This is a genomic window from Streptomyces sp. ME02-8801-2C, from assembly GCF_033793965.1.
Classification (GTDB): domain Bacteria; phylum Actinomycetota; class Actinomycetes; order Streptomycetales; family Streptomycetaceae; genus Streptomyces.
Genome location: NZ_JARAXP010000002.1, coordinates 634,516 through 654,526, shown reverse-complemented (window position 1 = coordinate 654,526; position 20,011 = coordinate 634,516). Strand labels below are relative to the sequence as shown.

Here is a 20,011-nt window from a genome sequence, read left to right as displayed (position 1 = left end):
GGTGGATGGGCTCGGGGTCAGTGCCGGTCGAGGTTCTCGGCGCGGGCGACCAGGGCCCTCAGCGCCCGGAACCAGGTCTCCGCCAGGTCCCGGACCGCCTCCTCGGACAGGACGGCGGCGGGCCAGGACCAGTGGGCGGCCAGGACCGGGCCGTCGGCGCGGTCCTCGGTGACGACGTTGATGCCAAGGGCGTGGCCCTCCCGCATCTCCGGCTCGGCGCCGATGTCCGAGACGTCCTCCTCGGGGGCGTACGACCAGTCCGTGGCCTCGGGGATGCCGAAGCGGCCGAGGTAATTGAACTCGATCGACGGCGGGGCGAAGCGCGCCAGGACGGGCGCCGTACGGGGGTTGAGGTGGCGCAGCATGCCGTAGCCGGTGCCGTTCGCGGGCAGTGAGCCGAGGTGGGCCCGCACCCGCGCGAGTGCCTCGTCGATCTCCGCGCCGCCCGCGAGGGCTGCCTCCAGGTCGACGGGTCCGGGATCGAGCAGGACCGGGAAGACGCTGGTGAACCAGCCGACCGTACGGGACAGATCGGCGTCCTCGGCCAACTCCTCGTCACGGCCGTGGCTTTCGAGGTCGACCAGGGCGGGGCCGCCCTGGTCGTCCCCGTGGCGGCGCCGCCAGTCGGCGACGGCGAGGCCGAGGCCGGTGAGCAGTACGTCGTTGACGTTCGCGGTGAAGGCGGACGGCACGGCGGACAGCAGCGGGCCGGTGATTTCGGCGGGCAGCCGCAGTTCCAGGTTCCGCACCGTGCCGGCCGTGTCGCGGACCGGGTCGAGCGGCCTGTCGAGCGGGAGCGGCGCGGCTCCTTCGAGTACGCCGGTCCAGAACGGCAGTTCCGCCTCGTGGGCCGGGTCCTGGGCCAGCTCCTCGAGCCGGTGGGACCAGGTGCGGAAGGAGGTGTCGACGGGCGGGAGTTCGGCCGGGCGTCCGGCGTCGACGGCGGTCCACGCGGCGGCCAGGTCGGGCAGCAGGATGCGCCAGGACACACCGTCGGTGACGAGGTGGTGGCCCATCAGCAGGAGCCTTCCGGGTTCGGTGCCCGCGTCGAACCACACGGCCCGCACCATGACGCCCGCGTCCGGGTCCAGGGCCGCGCGGGCTGCGTGGGTCCGCTCGCCGACGACGACCCGCAGCTCCTCCGCGTCCAGTCCGGTGACGTCGACCCGCTCGATCCACGTCCCGGTGTCCACCGATCCGGCCTCGGGCACCTCGAGGGTCCACTGACCGGCTTCCGTACGGACCAGGCCGGCGCGCAGCATGGCGTGCCGGTCGGCGAGAGCGCGGAGGACGGCGGTGAGCTTCGGCCGGTCCAGGGCGGCGGGCGTCTGGACGAGGGCCGACTGGTGGTAGCTCCTGAAGGGGCCGCCCAGTTCACGCAGCCAGTGCATGACCGGCGTGAGCGGCACGGTCCCGGTTCCGTCGTCCACGGGACGGGCGGCGGCGGAGCCGGTGGTCGTCGCCACTTCGGCGAGGGCGGCCACCGTGCGGTGGCGCAGCACGAGTCGCGGAGTGATCCGCACGCCCACCGCCCTTGCCCTGCTGACCAGTTGCATCGCCATGATGCTGTCGCCGCCGAGCGCGAAGAAGTCGTCGTCGACGCCGAGTTCGTCCAGTCCGAGCACGTCGGCGAAAACACCGCACAGGGCCTTCTCCAGCTCGGTGCCGGGAGCCCGGCCCGTGGAGAGGGCGGCGAAGTCCGGGGCGGGCAGGGCCGATCGGTCCAGCTTGCCGTTGGCGAGTTCGGGCAGCCGGTCCAGGAGGACGACGGCCGCCGGAACCATGTGGTCGGGCAGTCGCCGGCCGACCTGGCCGCGCAGCCGCGCCGGGTCGGGCAGTTGACCGGGTACGGGGACCACGTACGCCACCAGCAGCCTGCGCGCGCCCTCCTGACGTACCGTCACCACGGCCTGGGCGACGTCCGGTTCGGACGCGAGCACGGACTCGATCTCGCCGGGTTCGATGCGGAACCCGCGGATCTTGACCTGGTCGTCGGCCCGGCCCAGGTAGTCCAGGTAGCCGTCGGCGGTCCAGCGGGCCAGGTCGCCGGTGCGGTAGAGCCGGGAGCCCGGCTCACCGAACGGGTCGGCGACGAAGCGCTCGGCGGTCAGGGCGGGGCGGCCCAGATAGCCGCGGGCGAGGCCGCCGCCGGCCAGGTACAGCTCGCCCGTCACGCCGGGCGGCAGGGGCTGCAGGCGGTCGTCCAGGACGTACGCCCGGGTGCCCGCCACGGGCCGGCCGACCAGCGGCCGGTCGCTGTCGCGCACCCGTGCCACCAGGGCGTCGACGGTGGACTCGGTGGGGCCGTACAGGTTGAACGCCTCGGTGCCGGTCAGCCGCCCGAGGCGCTCCCAGAGCGCCACGGGGACGGCCTCGCCGCCGACGCCGACGACGGCGAGGGGGCAGCTTCCGTCGTCACGGACGAGACCCGTCTCGGCCATCTGCGCGAAGAACGACGGGGTGACCTCCAGGAAGTCGAAGCCGTGTTCGACGACAGCTGCCGCGAGCAGCTCCGGGTCGCGGCGGGTCTCGTCGGACACGACGTGCACGCAGTGCCCGTCGAGGAGCCACAGCTGCGGCTGCCAGGAGGCGTCGAAGGAGAACGCCCAGGCGTGTCCGGCCCGGAGACGGTCTCGGCCGGTGGTGGCCTTCGCCGGTGCGTAGAGCGTCTCGCGGTGGCTGTGGAAGAGGTTGCCGACGGTCTCGTGGGTGACGACCACGCCCTTGGGGCGCCCGGTGGACCCGGAGGTGTAGATGACGTACGCCGGGTGGCGCGGGGTGAGCGGGGCGAGGCGGTCGCCGTCGAGGAGGTCGGTCGTGTCCTGGGCGGCGAGCAGTTCGGCGGTCGCCGGGGCGTCCACCTCCAGCGTCGGCGGACCGCCTGCGGGCAGCCGCCGCGCGATGTCCCGCGTCGTGAGCGTCAGCACCGGGCGGGCGTCGTCGAGGGTGTCACTGAGGTGGCCCGTCGGGGCGTCGGGGTCGAGGGGCAGATAGGCGGCGCCGGCCTTCTGTACGGCGAGGACGGCCAGCAGTGTGCGGGCTGTCCGGGGCAGGGCGAGCGCCACGAGCCGCTCGGGACCCGCGCCACGCGCGACGAGCAGCCGGGCGAGGCGGTTGGCCTCCGCGTTGAGCTGGGCGTACGTCAGCTCGATGCCGTCGGAGGCCACGGCGGGAGCGTCCGGGGACAGTGCGGTCTGGCGCTCGAAGAGGGCCGGTATGGTGGTCGGCTCGGCGATGATCGGCCGGGCGTTCCACTCGGTGAGGATCCGGTGGCGTTCGGCGGTGCCGAGGATGTCGATCCGGCCGATCGGGGTGTCCGGGGCGACGACGACCGCCCGGAGGAGGCGGACCAGGCGCTCGCCGATCGCCTCCGCGGTGGCGGCGTCGAAGAGGTCGGCGCTGTACTCCAGGACACCGTCGACGCCGTTCCCGCCGGCGCGTTCCACAAAGTCGAAGGAGAGGTCGAACTTGGCGCCGGTCGCGCCGAGTTCCTCCCGGCGGGACTCCAGTCCCGGGAAGCCGCCCCTGTCGACGCCCGCGGCCAGGTAGACGACCATGACCTGGAAGAGCGGATGCCGGGACAGCGAACGGGCGGGGTTGAGCACGTCCACCACCCGCTCGAACGGTACGTCCTGGTGGTCGAAGGCCGCCAGGTCGGTCTCCCGCACCCGGGCGAGCAGTTCACGGAACGCGGGGTCGCCGGAGGTGTCGGTGCGCAGCACCAGGGTGTTGAGGAAGAACCCGACCAGGTCCTCCAGGGCCTCTTCACCGCGCCCGGCGATCGGGCTGCCGAGCGGGATGTCCGTACCGGCGCCGAGCCGGGTCAGCAGGGCCGCCACCGCCGCCTGGACGATCATGAACATACTGACGTTGCTCGACCGGGCCAACTCGCGCAGTCCGGCGGTCAGTTCCGGGTCCAGGGCGATGTCAGCCGTGCCACCGCGGTAGCTGGCCTCCAGCGGGCGCGGCCGGTCGGCGGGCAGCGCGAGTTCCTCGGGGAGCCCGGCCAGGGTCCGCTTCCAGAAGGCGAGTTGGCCGAACGCGAGGCTTTCCGGGTCCTTCTCGTCGCCGAGCATCGCCCGCTGCCACAGGCTGTAGTCGGCGTACTGCACCGGCAGCGGCGCCCGCTGCGGCGCCCGGCCGGCCGCGCGCGCCTCGTAGGCGGCGGCCAGGTCGCGGGTGAGCGGTGCGTCGGACCACTCGTCGCCCGCGATGTGGTGGAGCAGGAGCAGCAGCACATGCTCGTCCTCGGCGGTACGGAAGAGGTGGACGCGCAGCGGCGCCTCCCGGTCCAGTTCGAAGCCGTACGCGGCGGCCTCGGTGAGCCGTTCGGTGAGTTGTGCTTCGTCCCGGACAGCCTCGGCCGTCACCTCGACACGGGCCTCGTGCGGCTCCAGGATCCGCTGGTACGCCCGGCCGTCCTCCTCGGGGAAGACGGTGCGCAGCGGCTCGTGGCGGGCCACCAGGTCGTCGACGGCCAGTCGCAGCGCGTCGGCGTCGAGCCGTCCGGTGAGCCGCCAGGCGAGCGGGATGTTGTACGTGGCGCTCGGGCCCTCCACCCGGTACAGCACCCACAGGCGCTGCTGGGCGAAGGAGAGCGGCAGCCGCTCCGGCCGCTCGGCCGGTGCGAGTACGGGCAGTCGGGCGCCGCCGTTGTCCTGGCCGTCCGCCCGGAGGCGCTCGGCGAGCCGGGCGACCGTGGGTGCCTCGAACACGCTGCGCAGCGAGACTTCGGTGGCGAGCGCGGCACGGACGCGGGCGGCGAGTCGCATCGCGACGAGGGAGTGTCCGCCGAGGGTGAAGAAGTCGTCGTGGATGCCGACGCGTTCGAGGCCCAGTACGTCCGCGAAGAGGCCGCAGAGGATCTCCTCGCGCGGCGTGCGCGGCAGGCCCTCGCCGGTGCCGGAGCCGGCCGCCGTTGCCGCCGCCGAGAAGTCGGGGGCGGGGAGGGCCTTGCGGTCGAGCTTGCCGTTGGGGGTGAGGGGCAGGGCGTCCAGGGCGACGAAGGCCGCGGGGACCATGTGCTCGGGGAGCACGGTGGCCGCGTGCCGGCGGAGGGCGGTGGTGTCGAGCGCGGCGGTGTCGAGGGCGGTGTCGCCGGTCGGCACGACGTAGGCGACGAGCCGCTGGTCCCGGGCGACCACGCTGACGTGGGCGACGGAGTCGTGGCGGGCGAGGGCGGACTCGATCTCGCCCAGCTCGACACGGAAACCGCGGATCTTCACCTGGTCGTCGGTGCGGCCCAGGTATTCGAGTGTTCCCTCTGTTGTCCAGCGTGCCAGGTCACCCGTGCGGTACATGCGTGAACCGAGTTCACCAAAGGGATCGGCTGTGAACCGCTCCGCCGTGAGCCCCGGTCGGCCGAGATAGCCACGCGCCAGCTGCACACCGGCCAGATACAGCTCTCCCGCCACACCCGGCGGCACGGGCCGCAGCGCGCCATCGAGAACATACGCACGCGTGTTCCACACCGGCCGGCCGATCGACACCCGGCGGGTCAGCTCGGTCACCTGGGCCGCCGTGACGTCGACCGACGCCTCCGTGGGCCCGTACAGGTTGTGCAGCTCGGCCGGCAGTACGGCACGGAACCGCTGGGCCAGCTCGTCGGGCAGCGCCTCCCCACTGCACATCACGCGCCGCAGCCCCAGGCAGCCGGCTGCCGTGGGTTCCTCCAGGAACAGCTGGAGCATCGACGGCACGAAGTGCACGGTCGTGACGCTCTGCTCCTGGATCAGCCCGGCCAGGTAGACGGGGTCCTTGTGCCCCTCGGGCCTGGCGACCACGAGGGCCGCGCCGGTGATGAGGGGCCAGAAGAACTCCCACACCGACACGTCGAAGCTGGACGGCGTCTTCTGGAGCACGCGGTCGTCGCCGTTCAGCCCGTACTCCGCCTGCATCCACAGCAGCCGGTTGACGATGCCCTGGTGCGGCACGACGACGCCCTTGGGGGTGCCGGTCGAACCGGAGGTGTAGATGACGTAGGCGGGGCTCAACGGGTCGTAGAACGACGGGAGTTCACCGTCCGCCGGTCCCTCCGGGAGGGCGTCCCGGATCACTGTCACCGGGCGGGCGTCCGCGAGCATGAAGTCCAGCCGCTCCTGCGGGTAGTCCGCGTCCAGCGGCAGATACGCCCCGCCGGCGCGATGCACGGCCAGCAGCGCGACCACCAGCTCCACCGAGCGCGGCAGCGCGACCGCGACCGTGCGCTCCGGGCCCACGCCCAGGCCGGCCAGTACCCGGGCCGTCCGCTCGACCCGCTCGTCCAACTCGGCGTACGTCAGCCGCTGTTCGCCGAACACCAGCGCCAGGGCGTCCGGCGTACGCGCCACCTGGGCCCGGAACAACTCGGGCAGGCTCGTGGCGGGCACTTCACGGGCGGTGTCGTTCCAGTCGCCCAGAACGGCCCCCCGCTCGGACTCCTCCAGCACGTCCAGGTCCCGCACCAGCACGTCGGGGCGGCTCGCCACCTGTTCGAGCAGCCTCACCAGGCGCCCCGCCGTCCGGGTGGCCGTCGGTTCGTCGCAGAGGTCGGTCGCGTACTCCAGGAGAAGGATCAGCCGGTCCGACTCGTCCACGAAGGTGAAGTGGAGGTCGAACTTGGCCATGCCGGTGTCCATGTCGAACCACTCGGTCGCCATGCCGAGGACATCGGGGTCGCCGTCGGGGCGGTAGTGGTAGCCCAGCATGACCTGGAACAGCGGGTTGCGCCCCGCCACCCGGGCCGGGTTGAGGGCCTCGACGACCTGATCGAAGGGCAGGTCCTGGTGCTCGAACGCGGCCAGGGACGATTCCCTTACCCGAGCGGCCAGTTGACGGAATGTCAGGTCGTCGCCCGACACGTCGGTGCGCAGCACGAGCGTGTTGACGAAGAAGCCGACCAGATCATCGAGGGCGTCGTCCGTGCGGCCTGCGATGGGGGCGCCGAGGGGGATGTCGTCCCCGGCCCCGAGGCGGTGCAGCAGCGCGGCCGTGGCGGCCTGGAACAGCATGAACATGCTGGCGCCGGTGGCACCCGACAGCTCGCGCAGGGCGCGACCTGTGTCGGTGGGCAGTTCGAGGCGGACCTTGCCGCCCCGCCCGGTGGGCTCGGCCGGGCGAGGCCGGTCGAGGGGCAGCCGCAGTTCCTCCGGGAGGTCGCGCAAGGTGTCCGCCCAGTGGGCGAGTTGGCCCGCGCCGACCTGGCCGAGCAGCTCGTCCTGCCAGAGGGTGTAGTCGGCGTACTGGACCGGCAGCGGCGCCCACTCGGGGGCGCGGCCCGCGCGCCGGGCCCGGTAGGCGGTGGTGAGGTCGGCCAGGAAGGGGCGGTCGGACCACTCGTCGGTGGTGATGTGGTGGAGCACGACGGCCACGACATGGTCGGCCGGGCCGACCCGCAACACCTCGCACCGCAACGGGAGTTCACCGGTGAGGTCGAAGGGCCGGCGCTGTGCCGCCTCGATGCGCTCGGGCAGCTCGCCCTCCCCGCAGTCGCTCACGGTGAACCCTGGGTCGGCCTCGGCCGCCGGAACGATCAGCTGGTACGGCTCACCGTCATGCTCGGGGAACAGGGTGCGCAACGCTTCATGGCGTCCCGCCACGTCCCGTACGGCGGCCCGGAGCGCGTCGAGGTCCAGGACGCCCCGGAGCCGGAAGACCAGCGGGAAGTTGTAGGCGACGCCGCTGCCGGTGATCCGTTCGACCAGCCACAGGCGGCGCTGCGCGGCCGAGAGCGGGACGCGTTCGGGCCTGGCTGCGGGGGCGACGGCCGGGCGGGCCGGGCGTGCGGTGTCGGCGCGGGCCGCGAGCTGCTCGGGCGTGGGCGCCTCGAACAGATCCCGGATGGCGAGTTCGGCGCCCAGTTCGGTCCGGGCGCGGCTGATCAGGCGGGTGGCGAGCAGGGAGTGGCCGCCCAGGTCGAAGAAGCCGTCCTCGGCGCCGACCTCGGGCAGGCCGAGCACCTCGGCGAAGAGCCGGCAGAGCACCTCTTCGCGGGGGGTGCGCGGTCCCCGGCCGGTGCCGAGGGCGACGGCCGGTTCGGCGTCGGGCAGGGCGCGCACATCCAGCTTGCCGTTGTCGTTCATGGGCAGCCGGTCGAGGGTGACGAACGCGGCGGGGACCATGTACTCGGGCAGCCGCTGCTTGAGGTCGTCGCGGAGCTGCCGGATCAGGCTGTTGGCATCACGGGCCGCCGTCGGGGAGTTGGCGTACGGGGCCGCTCCCCCGCCGGGGAGGTAGAGCCCGGCGGTCAGCGCGGGTACCTCACCGGGGACGAACACGGCGTCGTAGGTGCCGGTTTCGCCGGACCAGGTGGTCAGGACGCGGTGCCCGAGCCCGGTGGCGAGGTCGCGCAGGGTCTCCGGGTCGACTCCGCCGGGGGTGCCGATACGGGCGTCGGGGATGCCGGTGAGGCGTACCGGGAGTTCGGTCAGCGGCCCGGCCAGATCGCCGCTGTCCAGGCCGTGCCCGATCGTGTCGAAGGGAACGGCGAGAACGTCCGTCAGTCGCAAGCCCGGCTCGGCGGCGTACAGGACGGCGTCGTAGCGGTAGCGGGTGAGTTCGTTGTGGTGGCGGGCCTGCTTGGTGCGGAGGTCGACGCCGTAGCCGAGGGTGGTGAAGTAGTCCGGGTCGACGAGGAGTTCCTTCTCCAGGCGCAGCCCGCGTTCGACGGCCCGTGCGAGCGCGTCGCCGGTGAGGCCCTTCGCCTCCTGGATCTCGGTCTGGAAGGCGCGGGCGAGCCGCAGGTTGCGGACGTCGCCGACGAACAGCGCGCCGCCGGGGGCCAGCAGCTTCATCGCGCCCCGGATCACCGAGGTCAGGTAGTCGATGCTGGGGAAGTACTGGATGACGGAGTTGATGACGATGGTGTCGAAGTAGCCGTCGTCGGGCAGGCCGGTGAGGTCGTCGGCAGGCTGGGCACGGAGAGTGACCCGGGCGGCCAGGTCGGGGTCCTGGAGCAGTTCCTGGCCGATCTTGCGGATGACGGGGGCGGCGAAGTCGGTGGCCCAGTAGGCCTCCGCGTCCGGGGCGAGCCGGGACAGCAGCAGGCCGGAGCCGACGCCGATCTCGAGGATGCGGCGCGGTCCCAGGGAGCGGATGCGCTCCACGGTGGCCTCGCGCCACTCCCGCATGTGGTCGAAGGGGATGGGCTGTCCGTCGTAGGAGGAGTCCCAGCCCGCGTAGTCCTCGGTGAAGACGGCGGTGCTGATCTCCTCGTACTCGTCGGAGTAGATCTCCTGCCACTCGCCGACCTGGTCGCGCTCCGCCGAATCCCGGTCGCTGCCCGCGAGCCCGGCCGGAACGACGTATCCGACGAGGCGTTCGTCGCGGACGATCACGGCGGCGTGGGCGACCCGGTCGTGCTGGGCGAGCGCGGTCTCGATCTCGCCGAGTTCGACGCGGTAGCCGCGGATCTTCACCTGGTCGTCGGTGCGGCCGAGGAAGTCGAGGTTGCCGTCGGGGTTGCGGCGGACCAGGTCGCCGGTGCGGTACATGCGCTCACCGGGTTCGCCGAACGGGTCGGCGACGAAACGCTCGGCGCTGAGCGCGGGCCGGTTCAGATAGCCGCGCGCCAGACCGATGCCGGCGATGTACAGCTCTCCCGGCACGCCTTCCGGCACGGGGCGCAGCCAGGCGTCCAGGATGTGGGCGCGGGTGCCACGGATCGGACGGCCGACCGTGGGGGTGGCGCTGTCGAGGGTGCCGCCGCCGAGGGTGTTGATGGTGTACTCGGTCGGCCCGTAGAGGTTGTAGCCGTAGGTGCCCTCGGTGTCGCGCAGCCGGTTCCACACCGTCTCGGACACGGCCTCGCCGCCGAGCAGCACCAGCGGCGGCCGGTGGCCCTCCAGCAGGCCTTCCTCGATGAGGAGATGGGCGTAGGTCGGGGTGACGTTGACGACGTCGACGCGATGGCGTTCGCAGTAGGCGACCAGCGCTTCGGCGTCGCGCCTCAACTCCTCGTCGCAGATGTGGACTTCATGCCCCTCGACCAGCCAGAGCAGCTCCTCCCACGACATGTCGAAGGCGAAGGACACGGTGTGCGCGATGCGCAGCCTGCGTCCGCCCGCCGACGCGATCGCCGGTTCGAAGATCTCCTTCTGGTGGTTGAGCTGCATGTTGGTCAGACCCCGGTAGGGCGTGACGACGCCCTTGGGGCGGCCGGTGGAACCGGAGGTGTAGATGACGTACGCGGGGTGTTCCAGGCTGAACGCCACGGAGACCAAGTCACCCGACAACGAGTCGAGTTCGGCGGCGATCTCCGGGTCGTCGAGCAGCACGCGCGGTGTGTCGCCCGTCAGCCGCGCCGACACTGCGGCGGTGGAGAGCAGCATCGTCGGCCGGGCGTCGTCGAGCATCGCGGCGAGCCGGTCGTCCGGGTAGTCGAGTTCCAGCGGCAGATAGGCGGCGCCCGTGCGCAGTACGGCGAACAGGGCGACGACCATGTCGAGGGAGCGGGGCAGACCGAGGGCGACGACCCGCTCGGGGGCGGCGCCCCGCGCGATCAGCAGACGGGCCATCCGGTTGATGCGGGTGTCGAGTTCGGCGTAGGTGAGGGTGCGGTCGCCGAAGACGACGGCCGTGGCGTCGGGGGTGGCGGCGGCCTGCGCGGCCAGCAGGTCGGCGATGGTCTCCGTGGGTTCGGGGACCCGTCCGGCGGCCCGCTCCTGCTCCAACTCGGCCTGCTCGGCGGGCAGTAGCGGGTCGAGGCCGCCCACCGGGGCGTCGAGGTCGAGGGTCAGGCGGTCCAGGAGGAGGGTGAAGCGGTCGAGGAGGTCCTGCGCCTGGGGGCGGGCGATGACGTCGGCCCGGTGGGTCAGGGTGACCTGGATGGAGCGGCCCGGGGTGACGACGAGGTTGACCGGGTAGTGGGTCGCGTCGACGTTGGCGACGGCCGTGGCGCCGTGCCGGTCGCTGAGCTCGGCGAGCCGGTCCTCGGTGTCGTTGTTGCGCAGCACGAACAGTGTGTCGAACAGCCGCCGGTGCCCGGTCTCGGCCTGGAGCACACCGAGGCCGAGGTACTCGTACGGCATGACGGCGAGCCGCTCGTCCTGGACGCGCCGCAGCAGCCCGAGCACCGGCTCGGCCGGGTCGTAGGCGATGCGGGCGGGGACGGTGTTGAGGAACATGCCGATGACGTTCTCGATGTCCGGCACCTCGCTCGGCCGGCCGGCGACGGTCGTGCCGAAGACGATGTCGGTGCGGCCGGTGGCGCTGGCCAGGGTGAGCCCCCAGGCCGCGTTGAGCACGGTGTTGAGGGTCAGACCGTGGAGCCGCCCGATGGCGCGCAGCCGCTCGCCCACCTCGTCCGGGACGAGGACGTCCAGGCTCTCCGGAATGTCCGGTTCCAGGCCCTGGTCGGCGGCGGCGAGCAGGGTGGGCTCGTCGAGTCCGGCGAGGGCGCGGCGCCAGGCGCCGGTGGCGACGGCCGTGTCCTGGACCTCCAACCAGGTCAGGTAGTCACGGTAGTTGCCGGGGGCGGGCAGGGTGCTCGCGTCGCCGCCGTTCTCGTACAGGGCGAAGAGCTGGTCGAGGAAGAGCCATGCCGACCAGCCGTCCCAGAGGAGCAGATGGCGTCCGACGACCAGTCGGTCACCCCGGTCCGCGCCGAGGCGGACGAGGAGCATACGGAAGAGCAGCGGGCGGGTGAGGTCGAAGCGCCGGGAGCGCTCGGCGTCGGTCAACTCCCGCAGGCGGATGTCCTGTTCGGCCTCCGGCAGCCCGGAGAGGTCGACCTCTTCGAGGGGGATCTCGGGGTCGCGCACGATGAACTGCACCGGCTGGCGCAGGCCCTCGCTGGTGAACCCGGCGCGCAGGCTGGGGTTGCGGTCCAGCAACACCCGTACGGCGGTGCGGAGTCGGGCGGTGTCGACGGTTTCGGCGAGGTCGAAGGACTCGTGGACGGTGTAGACGTCCAGAGCGCTGTCGTCGTACGTGGAGTGGAAGAACAGGCCTTCCTGGAGCGGGGCCAGCGGCCAGATGTCCTCGACGGGGTCGGGGCTGAGCCGGTGGACGCGCTCGGTCTCCTCGGCCGTGAGGGCGAACGAGGAGCGGAGGGCGGCCACTTCGGCCACGGGCGCCGCCGCTGCGGCGAGGGCGGCCGGGGTGCGGTGTTCGAAGACGTCACGCGGGCTGAGGTCGAGCCCTGCCCGGCGGGCGCGGCTGGAGACGCCGATGGAGGTGATGCTGTCGCCGCCGAGCATGAAGAAGTCGTCGTCGATGCCGACGTCCTCGAGCTTCAGTACGGCGGCGAAGATCCCGGTGAGGGCGTGTTCCCGCTCGTCGCGCGGGGCGCGCCTCTCGGCTCGCACCGCCTCCGGGGCGGGCAGCGCGGCCCGGTCCAGCTTGCCGCTCGGGGTGAGGGGAAGGGCGTCGAGGACGACATAGGCGGCCGGGATGACGGCGGCGGGCAGTTCCTGGGCCAGCGCGGCCTGGAGCTCTGCGGGCGGCGGGACGTCGGTGTCGCGGACCGGCACGACGTACGCGACCAGTTGGCCGGCGTTCACGGTGACGGCGGCCTGGGCGACCGCCGGTGTGCGGCTCAACGCGGCCTCGATCTCGCCGAGTTCGATCCGGTTGCCGCGGATCTTCACCTGGCGGTCGGTGCGGCCGAGGTACTCGATCACCCCGTCGGCGCGGCGGCGCACGAGGTCACCGGTGCGGTACATGCGTGCGCCGGGCTCCCCGTACGGGTCGGCGACGAACCGCTCGGCGGTCAGTTCCGGCCGGGCGTGATAGCCGCGCGCCAGCTGAACGCCCGTCAGGTACAGCTCGCCGGGCACCCCTTCGGGCGCGGGCCGCAGGCAGGAGTCCAGGACGCGCAGGCCCGTGTTCCACACCGGGCGCCCGATGGGCACGGTGGTGCCGGGTGCGCCGTCGTAGGGGTGGTACGTCACGTCGACGGCGGCCTCGGTGGGCCCGTACAGGTTGTGCAGCGGTACGCCGGTCAGCGCGCGCCAGCGGGCGGCGGCGGCGCCGGGCAGCGCCTCGCCGCTGCTGAAGACGTGACGCAGGGACGCGGCCCAGGTCGGGTCGGCGGTGATCTCCTCGGACTGGAGGAAGGCCTCCAGCATCGACGGCACGAAGTGCAGTGCGGTGACGCCCTGTTCGCGGATGAGGCCGGCGAGATAGGCGGGGTCGCGGTGTCCGTCCGGGCGGGCGAGGACCACGGCGGCGCCCTCGCACAGCGCCCAGAAGAACTCCCAGACGCTGACGTCGAAGCTGGCCGGGGTCTTCTGCAGCACCCGGTCGGCGGCGATCAGTCCGTACTCGCCCTGCATCCACGCCAGCCGGTTGAGGATGGCCCGGTGGGTGACGACGACGCCCTTGGGGCGGCCCGTGGAGCCGGAGGTGTAGATCAGGTAGGCCGGGTCGTCGGGGTGGGCGCGGCGGGCGGTCTTCTGCTCGGGCACGTCCTCGGACGGGGTGTCGAGCAGCAGGAGGGTGGGTCCGGCAGGCAGCCGGGGTGCGGTCGCCGAGGTGGTCACCACGGTGGTGGCACCGGAGTCGGCGAGCATGTGGGCGACCCGGTCGGCGGGATAGTCCACGTCGACGGGGAGGTAGGCGGCGCCCGACTTCAGCACGCCGAGCAGGGCGACCATCAGTTCGGCGGAACGCGGTACGGCGACGGCGACGATCGTGCCGGGGCCCGCGCCGCTCGCGGTCAGTCGCCCTGCCAACTCCCCAGCTCTGACGTCGAGTTCACGATAGGTGAGCGTCTCGCCCTCGAAGACGACCGCTGTCGCCTGCGGGCTGCGCGCCACCTGGGCCTCGAAGGCCGCGGCCAGGGTCGTACCGGCGATGTCCCGGTGTTCGCCGGTCGGGTGGGCGACGAGGAGTTCCTCGGCCGACAGCAGCTCGACGTCGGCGACGGACTGCGCCGGGTCGGCTGCCAGGGCGTGCAGGATGCGGGAGAGACGGTCCGCTATCCGGCGCACGGCGTCGGCGTCGAGCCGCTGGGCGTGGTGCTTGAGCCGCAGGTCGAGCCGTCGGCCCGGCTTGACGATCAGGGCGAGCGGATAGTGGACGGCGTCGTGGAACTCGTGCCCCGTCAGCCGGAGCGTGCCGGTCGGGTCGGCGAGGTCGGTCGCGGCGGGGTAGTTCTCGAACACGACGAGGGTGTCGAAGAGTTCACCGGCGCCCGCGAGGCCCGCGACGCGCTGGAGTTCGGCGAGCCCGAGGTGCTGGTGATCCAGCAGCTGGGCCTGTTCGTCCTGGAGTCGGCCGAGCAGGCCGGCGAGAGAGTCGGAGGGTTCCCAACGCAGGCGCGTCGGGAGGGTGTTGATGAACAGGCCGATCATGGACTCGATGCCCTCGACCTCGGCGTCACGCCCCGAGACCGTCGTGCCGAACACCACGTCCTGGCGAGCCGTGAGCCGGCCGATGAGCAGGCCCCAGGCACCCTGGACGACCGTGCCCAGGGTGACCCCGTGCTCGCGTGCCCGCGCGGCGAGTCGGGCGGTCACCCGCTCGGACAGTTCGAGGCGGATCTGCGCGGGCTCGACGGGCGTGCCGTCGGCGGGCGTCTCGACGAGCCGCGTCGGCTCCTCGACCCCGGCGAGGGCCGTGCGCCAGGCCGTGCGCGCCGCCTCGCGGTCGGCGGTGGCCAGGCGGCGCAGATGGGCGCTGTAGGGCGCGGGCTGCGGCAGCGCGGCCGGAGAGTCCCCGTAGGAGGCCATCAGTTCGCGGTGCAGGACGGGCAACGACCAGCCGTCGGCGACGATGTGATGGAACGTCAGCAGCAGGCGGCTGCGGTGCCCGTCGAGGCGGATCAGCGCGCAGCGCACGAGGGGCGGGTTGGCGAGGTCGAAGCGGTGGGCGCGTTCGGCGGCGGCGACCGCGTCGGCCAGCGGCACCCGGGCGGGCCCGTCGTGGACGGTCAGGTCGACTTCGCGCCAGGGCAGTTCGAGTCCGGCGGCGATGAGCTGCACGGGCTGCCCGTCCGGGCGGCGGCGGAAGCAGGCGCGCAGCGGGGCGTGCCGGTCCAGGACGCGCTGGGCGGCCCGGCGCAGGGCCTGGCCGTCGACCGGGCCGGTCAGGTCGAGGGCCTGCTGGACGATGTACGCGTCGAGGTCCGCGCCGTCGACGAGGGAGTGAAAGTAGAAGCCCTCCTGGAGGGGGCTCAGCGGCAGCGTCTCCTCGACGGCGACCGGGAACTCGCCCTGGATCTCGGCGAGTTCGGCGTCCGTGAGGGCGACCAGCGGGGCGTCCGGCTCGACGGTCTCCTGGACCACTTCCCCGGCCGCTGCCGCGAGCGCGGCGACCGTGCGGTGTCTGAAGACGTCCCGGGAGCTGAGGCGCAGGCCGGCGCGGCGGGCGTGGACGAGGAGCTGGATGGCGGTGATGCTGTCGCCGCCGAGGGCGAAGAAGTCGTCGTCGATGGTGGCCGAGCGCAGACCGAGGACGTCGGCGTAGGCCGCGCAGAGCAGTTCCTCGCGGGCGTTCCGGGGCGGGCGGCCGGCGCTGAGGGCGCCGTAGTCGGGCGTGGGCAGCGCGGCGGCGTCGAGCTTGCCGCTCGGGGTGACCGGGAGGCGGTCCAGGGGGACCACGGCCGCCGGGACCATGTACTCGGGGAGGTGGTCGGCCGCGTATGAACGCAGCGTCCGCATCAGGGCGTTGACGTCCCGGAAGGGGGCCGGGCGGTTGGCGTGCGGGGCGGTGCCCGAGGGCCGGTAGAGGCCGGTGAGCGGGGTGTCGCCGAAGGCGAAGACGATGTCGAGGCTGCCGTCGTCGGCGGTGCCGTTCCAGGTGACGGCCGTCCGGTGGCCGTAGCGGGCGCCGAGCTCGTGGAAGACCTCGGGGTCCGGGGCGTCCGCCGTGCGGCTGCTGTCGTCCAGGGCGGACAGCGCGGCCAGGTCCTCGGCGAGGCGGGCGTTGGGCACGCCGGTGACCCGAAGCAGCGAGGGCCTTTCGGCCAGCTGGGCTTCGAGCGCCTCCGGCCCGCTCCAGACGACCTCGGCACCGGTGGCCGCAGGCTTGTCGGCAGTGGTGGCCTGCTTGCTGAGCACCACGTCGTACCGGTAGCGCGTCAGCTCGTTGTGGTGGGTGCCGCGCTTGACGAGGATCTCGGCGTCGAACCCGTCGAGGACCGCGAAGTAGTCCGGGTCCAGGAGCAGTTCGCCCTCCCAGGCGACGGACCGCTCGACGGCGGCCCGCAGGGCCTGCTTGTCCTCCGGGTCCCCCGTGCGGCGGCTCTCCACGGCCGCGCGCAGGCAGCGCAGCAGCCGGGCGTTGCGCACGTCGCCGATGAACAGCCGTCCGCTGGGCGCGAGAAGCGTGCCCACCGCCCGGACGACCTCGGTCAGATAGTCGGCGCTCGGGAAGTACTGGGCGACGGAGTTGAGGACGACGGTGTCGAAGTGGCCGGCTGGCAACCCCGTGGTGTCATGGGCGGGTTGGGCCGACAGCCGTACCTTGTCGGTGAGTTCCGGCACTGCCTCGACCTGGGTACGCAGGGCGCGTACCGCTTCCTCGGAGAGGTCGGTACCCCAGTACTCGGCGCAGTCGGGTGCGATGCGGGAGAGGATCAGGCCGCTGCCGACTCCGATCTCCAGCACGCGGCGGGGCGCGAGTTCGCTGATGCGGGTCACGGTGGCCGCGCGCCACTCGCGCATCTCCTCGACGGGGATGGGCAGCCCGTCGTACATGCTGTTCCAGCCCGCGAAGTTCTCCCGGAAACCGGCCAGTTGCGCCTGGTAGCCCTCCGATCCGGCTGCCGCGTAGAGGAGTTCGTGCAGGTCCTTCCACTCGCGGACCTGCTCGGTGGCGTCCGGGACGGTCTCGCCGTCCAGCGCCGGGACGATGTAGGCGGCGAGCCTGCGGTCCCCGGGCCGGTCCTCGCGGACGACGACCGCGGCCTGGTCCACGGCCGGATGCGCGCGCAGTACGGATTCGATCTCGCCCGGCTCGATGCGGAAGCCGCGGATCTTCACCTGGGAGTCGGCGCGGCCCAGGAACACCAGCCGCCCGTCGGCCTGCCAACGCACCAGGTCACCGGTACGGTACAGACGCTCCCCCGGCGCCCCGAACGGGTCGGCGACGAACCGTTCGGCGGTCAGGTCGGGCCGCCCGAGGTAGCCGCGGGCGAGCCCGGCGCCGCCGAGGTACAGCTCGCCGGGGACACCGGCCGGGACGGGCTTCAGACGGGCGTCGAGGACGTAGGCACGTGTGCCGGGGTCCGGGATGCCGATGGGGACGACCGAACCGGACGGGATGTCGGGGTCGCACAGGCCGAGAGTGGAGTTGGTGGTCGCCTCGGTCGGGCCGTACGCGTTGAACATCATCCTGCCGCGCGCGTACCGTCCGACCAGCTCGGGCGAGACGCGTTCGGTGCCGGCGAGCAGGGTGGCGGGCGGGAGTTCGACGTCCTCGGGCATCGCGGCGAGCAGCGCGGGCGGGAGGATCATGAACGTGATGCCGTGCGCGCGGGCGTAGTCGGCCAACGCCCGTCCCGGCACCCGGCGTTCGGACGGTACGACGACGAGCCGGCCGCCGGACAGCAGGCCGAGGCACAGGTCCCAGAACGCCACGTCGAAGCTGGGCGAGGCGAACTGGAGCACCCGGCTGTGCGGGCCGATCCCGAACCGCTCGGTCTGCGTGGCGACCAGTTTGGCGACACCGGCGTGGGTGAGGACGACACCCTTGGGGCGGCCGGTGGAGCCGGAGGTGTAGATGACGTAGGCAGCGTTGGTGACGGTCAGCGCGCTCGGGTCGGCACCCGTGGGCTGACGTTCCGTCATCTCCCGAATGAGGTCCGGCGAGTCGAGAACGACGACAGTGACCCCGTCGTTCGCCGGGAGGTCGGCGGCGACCTCGGCCGTGGTGACCAGGCAGACGGGACCGGCGTCGGCGAGCATGTAGGAGATGCGGTCGGCCGGGTAGTCGGTGTCGACCGGGAGGTAGGCGGCGCCGGACTTCAGCACGGCGACCTCGGCGACGATCAGCTCCGCCGACCGGGGCACGGCGAGGGCGACCACCCGCTCGGGTCCGGCACCCCGGGCGATCAGGGCCGCCGCCAACCGGCCCGCACGGTCGTCGAGTTCGGCGTAGGTCAGGGAGACGTCCTCGAAGACCAAAGCGATGTCGTCCGGGCGCTGCCGCACCTGGTCGGCGAACATCTCGGGCCAGGTACGGAGCGGGACGGAGTGGTCGGTGTCGTTCCACTCGCGCAGGACGCGCCGGCGCTCCTCGGCGCCGAGCAGCTCCAACTCCCCGACGGAGGCGTGCGGGTGGGCGAGGGCGTCGGCGAGCAGGGTGGCGTAATGGTCGGCGACGCGCGCGGCGGTGGCGGCCTCGAAGAGGTCCTGGCGGTAGGTCACGTACAGATCGCCGTCGCGCACGGCGAGGGAGAGGTCGAGCCGGCCGCCGTAGCCTGACACCTCACCAGTCGCCTCGCCGGACCTGTCATCGCCGAACGCGGTGTTGAACAGCAGTCCGCCGCCCCGGGTGGGGTCCGGGCGCAACCAGTCGACCAGTGTGGCGTGTTCGACCCGGTGGGCCCGCGCCTCCGCAAGGGCCTCGGTCACCTGCCGTACGAGGTCCGTGAAGGAGACTCCGGCGTCGACTGCGATCCGGAGTGGCAGACCGTCGTACCCGAAGGTGAGGTCGCGGGCGCCGCTGTAGCGGTGCAGCAGGGCGGCGTACGCGGCCAGGAGGATCGGTTCGTCGGCCGTCGCCGACAACGAGCGACGAAGAGTGTGCCGTTCACCGGTGGGGTGCAGCGGGTAGGGGAAGTCGACCGGGAGCGCGGTCTCCTGCGGGAGCGGTTCGAGGCACCGCCGCCAGAAGGCCGGGATCGCGCCTTCCGCGTCGTCGATACCGGGCACACGTACTTCGAAACCGGACACAGGCGACGTGCCTCCATGGTGTACGGACCGGCTGAGCCGGAGGACCGCAGGCCATACTAAGGTAAGCATTACCTAACCAAAAGACCCCAGTCTCGGCGGAGCCGCTTCCCGCCCCTACTATTAAGGCCTGCCTAACCTAAGGGAGTTATCCGTTGGAAACCGCACGGTGACGCGGGGCAGAAGGGTTCGCCCCGTACTTCTGGTGGCGGTGCTGGGCGCCGTCCTGCTCGGACTGTGTCTTCTGTCACTCGCCCTCGGCGCGGCCAGCATTCCGCCCGATCAGGTGGTGCGGGCACTGTTCGGTGACGCGCCCAGCCGCTTCGTGGACAACGTCATCTGGTCGGCGCGGGTACCCCGAACGGCGCTCGGCCTCGCGGCCGGTGCGGCGCTCGGACTGTCGGGCGCGCTCATGCAGGCGCTGACCCGCAATCCGCTCGCCGACCCGGGAATCCTCGGCGTCACCGCCGGTGCCTCGTTCGCGATCGTGCTGGCCGTGGGGGTGTTCGGGCTCGGCTCGTTCTACGGCTATGTCTGGTTCGCGTTCGCGGGCGCGCTGGTGACGAGCGTTCTGGTCTATCTGCTCGGCCGCCTCGGCAGGTCCGGGCTCACCCCGGTGAAACTGGCCCTCGCCGGAATCGCCGTGTCCTCCCTGCTCAACTCCCTGACCAGCGCGATCGCACTGACCGACCCCGACGCACTCGACCGCTACCGGTTCTTCACCGCCGGTTCGATGGCCGACCAGGACGGGGCGACCGTGCTGCGGATCCTGCCCTTCCTGCTCGTGGGCGCCGTACTGGCGCTCGGCTGCGCGCCCGCCCTCAACAGCCTGGCGCTCGGCGAGGACGTCGCGGCCTCCCTCGGGCGGCGGCTGGGCCTGGTCCGGCTCAGCGGTGTCGCCGCGGTCACCCTGCTCACCGGGGCGGCCGTCGCGGTCATCGGCCCGGTGGTCTTCGTCGGGCTCGTGGTGCCGCACGTCGCCCGGGTACTGGCCCAGTTGGCCGGGATCGGCCCGGACCAGCGCTGGCTGCTGCCGCTGTCGGCGGCGCTCGCACCCTGCCTGCTGCTGTCGGCGGACATCGTCGGCCGGATGATCGCCCGGCCGGTCGAGGTCCAGGCCGGGATCGTCGTCGCCTTCATCGGCGGGCCGTTCTTCATCGCCCTGGTCCGACGACGCAAGCTGGCGGAGGCCTGAC

General features: G+C 72.6%; 2 protein-coding genes. One reads left to right on the top strand and one right to left on the bottom strand.

Translation table 11 applies throughout. The features are described 5' to 3' along the window. Positions 1–17: 17 nt before the first annotated feature. A complete protein-coding gene (locus PV396_RS07390; protein ID WP_319201628.1) occupies positions 18–18,818 on the bottom strand; it encodes a non-ribosomal peptide synthetase in 18,801 nt (6,266 codons plus the stop codon). A gap of 166 nt (positions 18,819–18,984) precedes the next feature. Between PV396_RS07390 and PV396_RS07385 the strand changes: the two genes are divergently transcribed. Further along, complete coding sequence (locus PV396_RS07385; protein WP_319201627.1) at positions 18,985–20,010, top strand: FecCD family ABC transporter permease; 1,026 nt, start codon at positions 18,985–18,987, stop codon at positions 20,008–20,010. Position 20,011 lies beyond the last annotated feature (1 nt).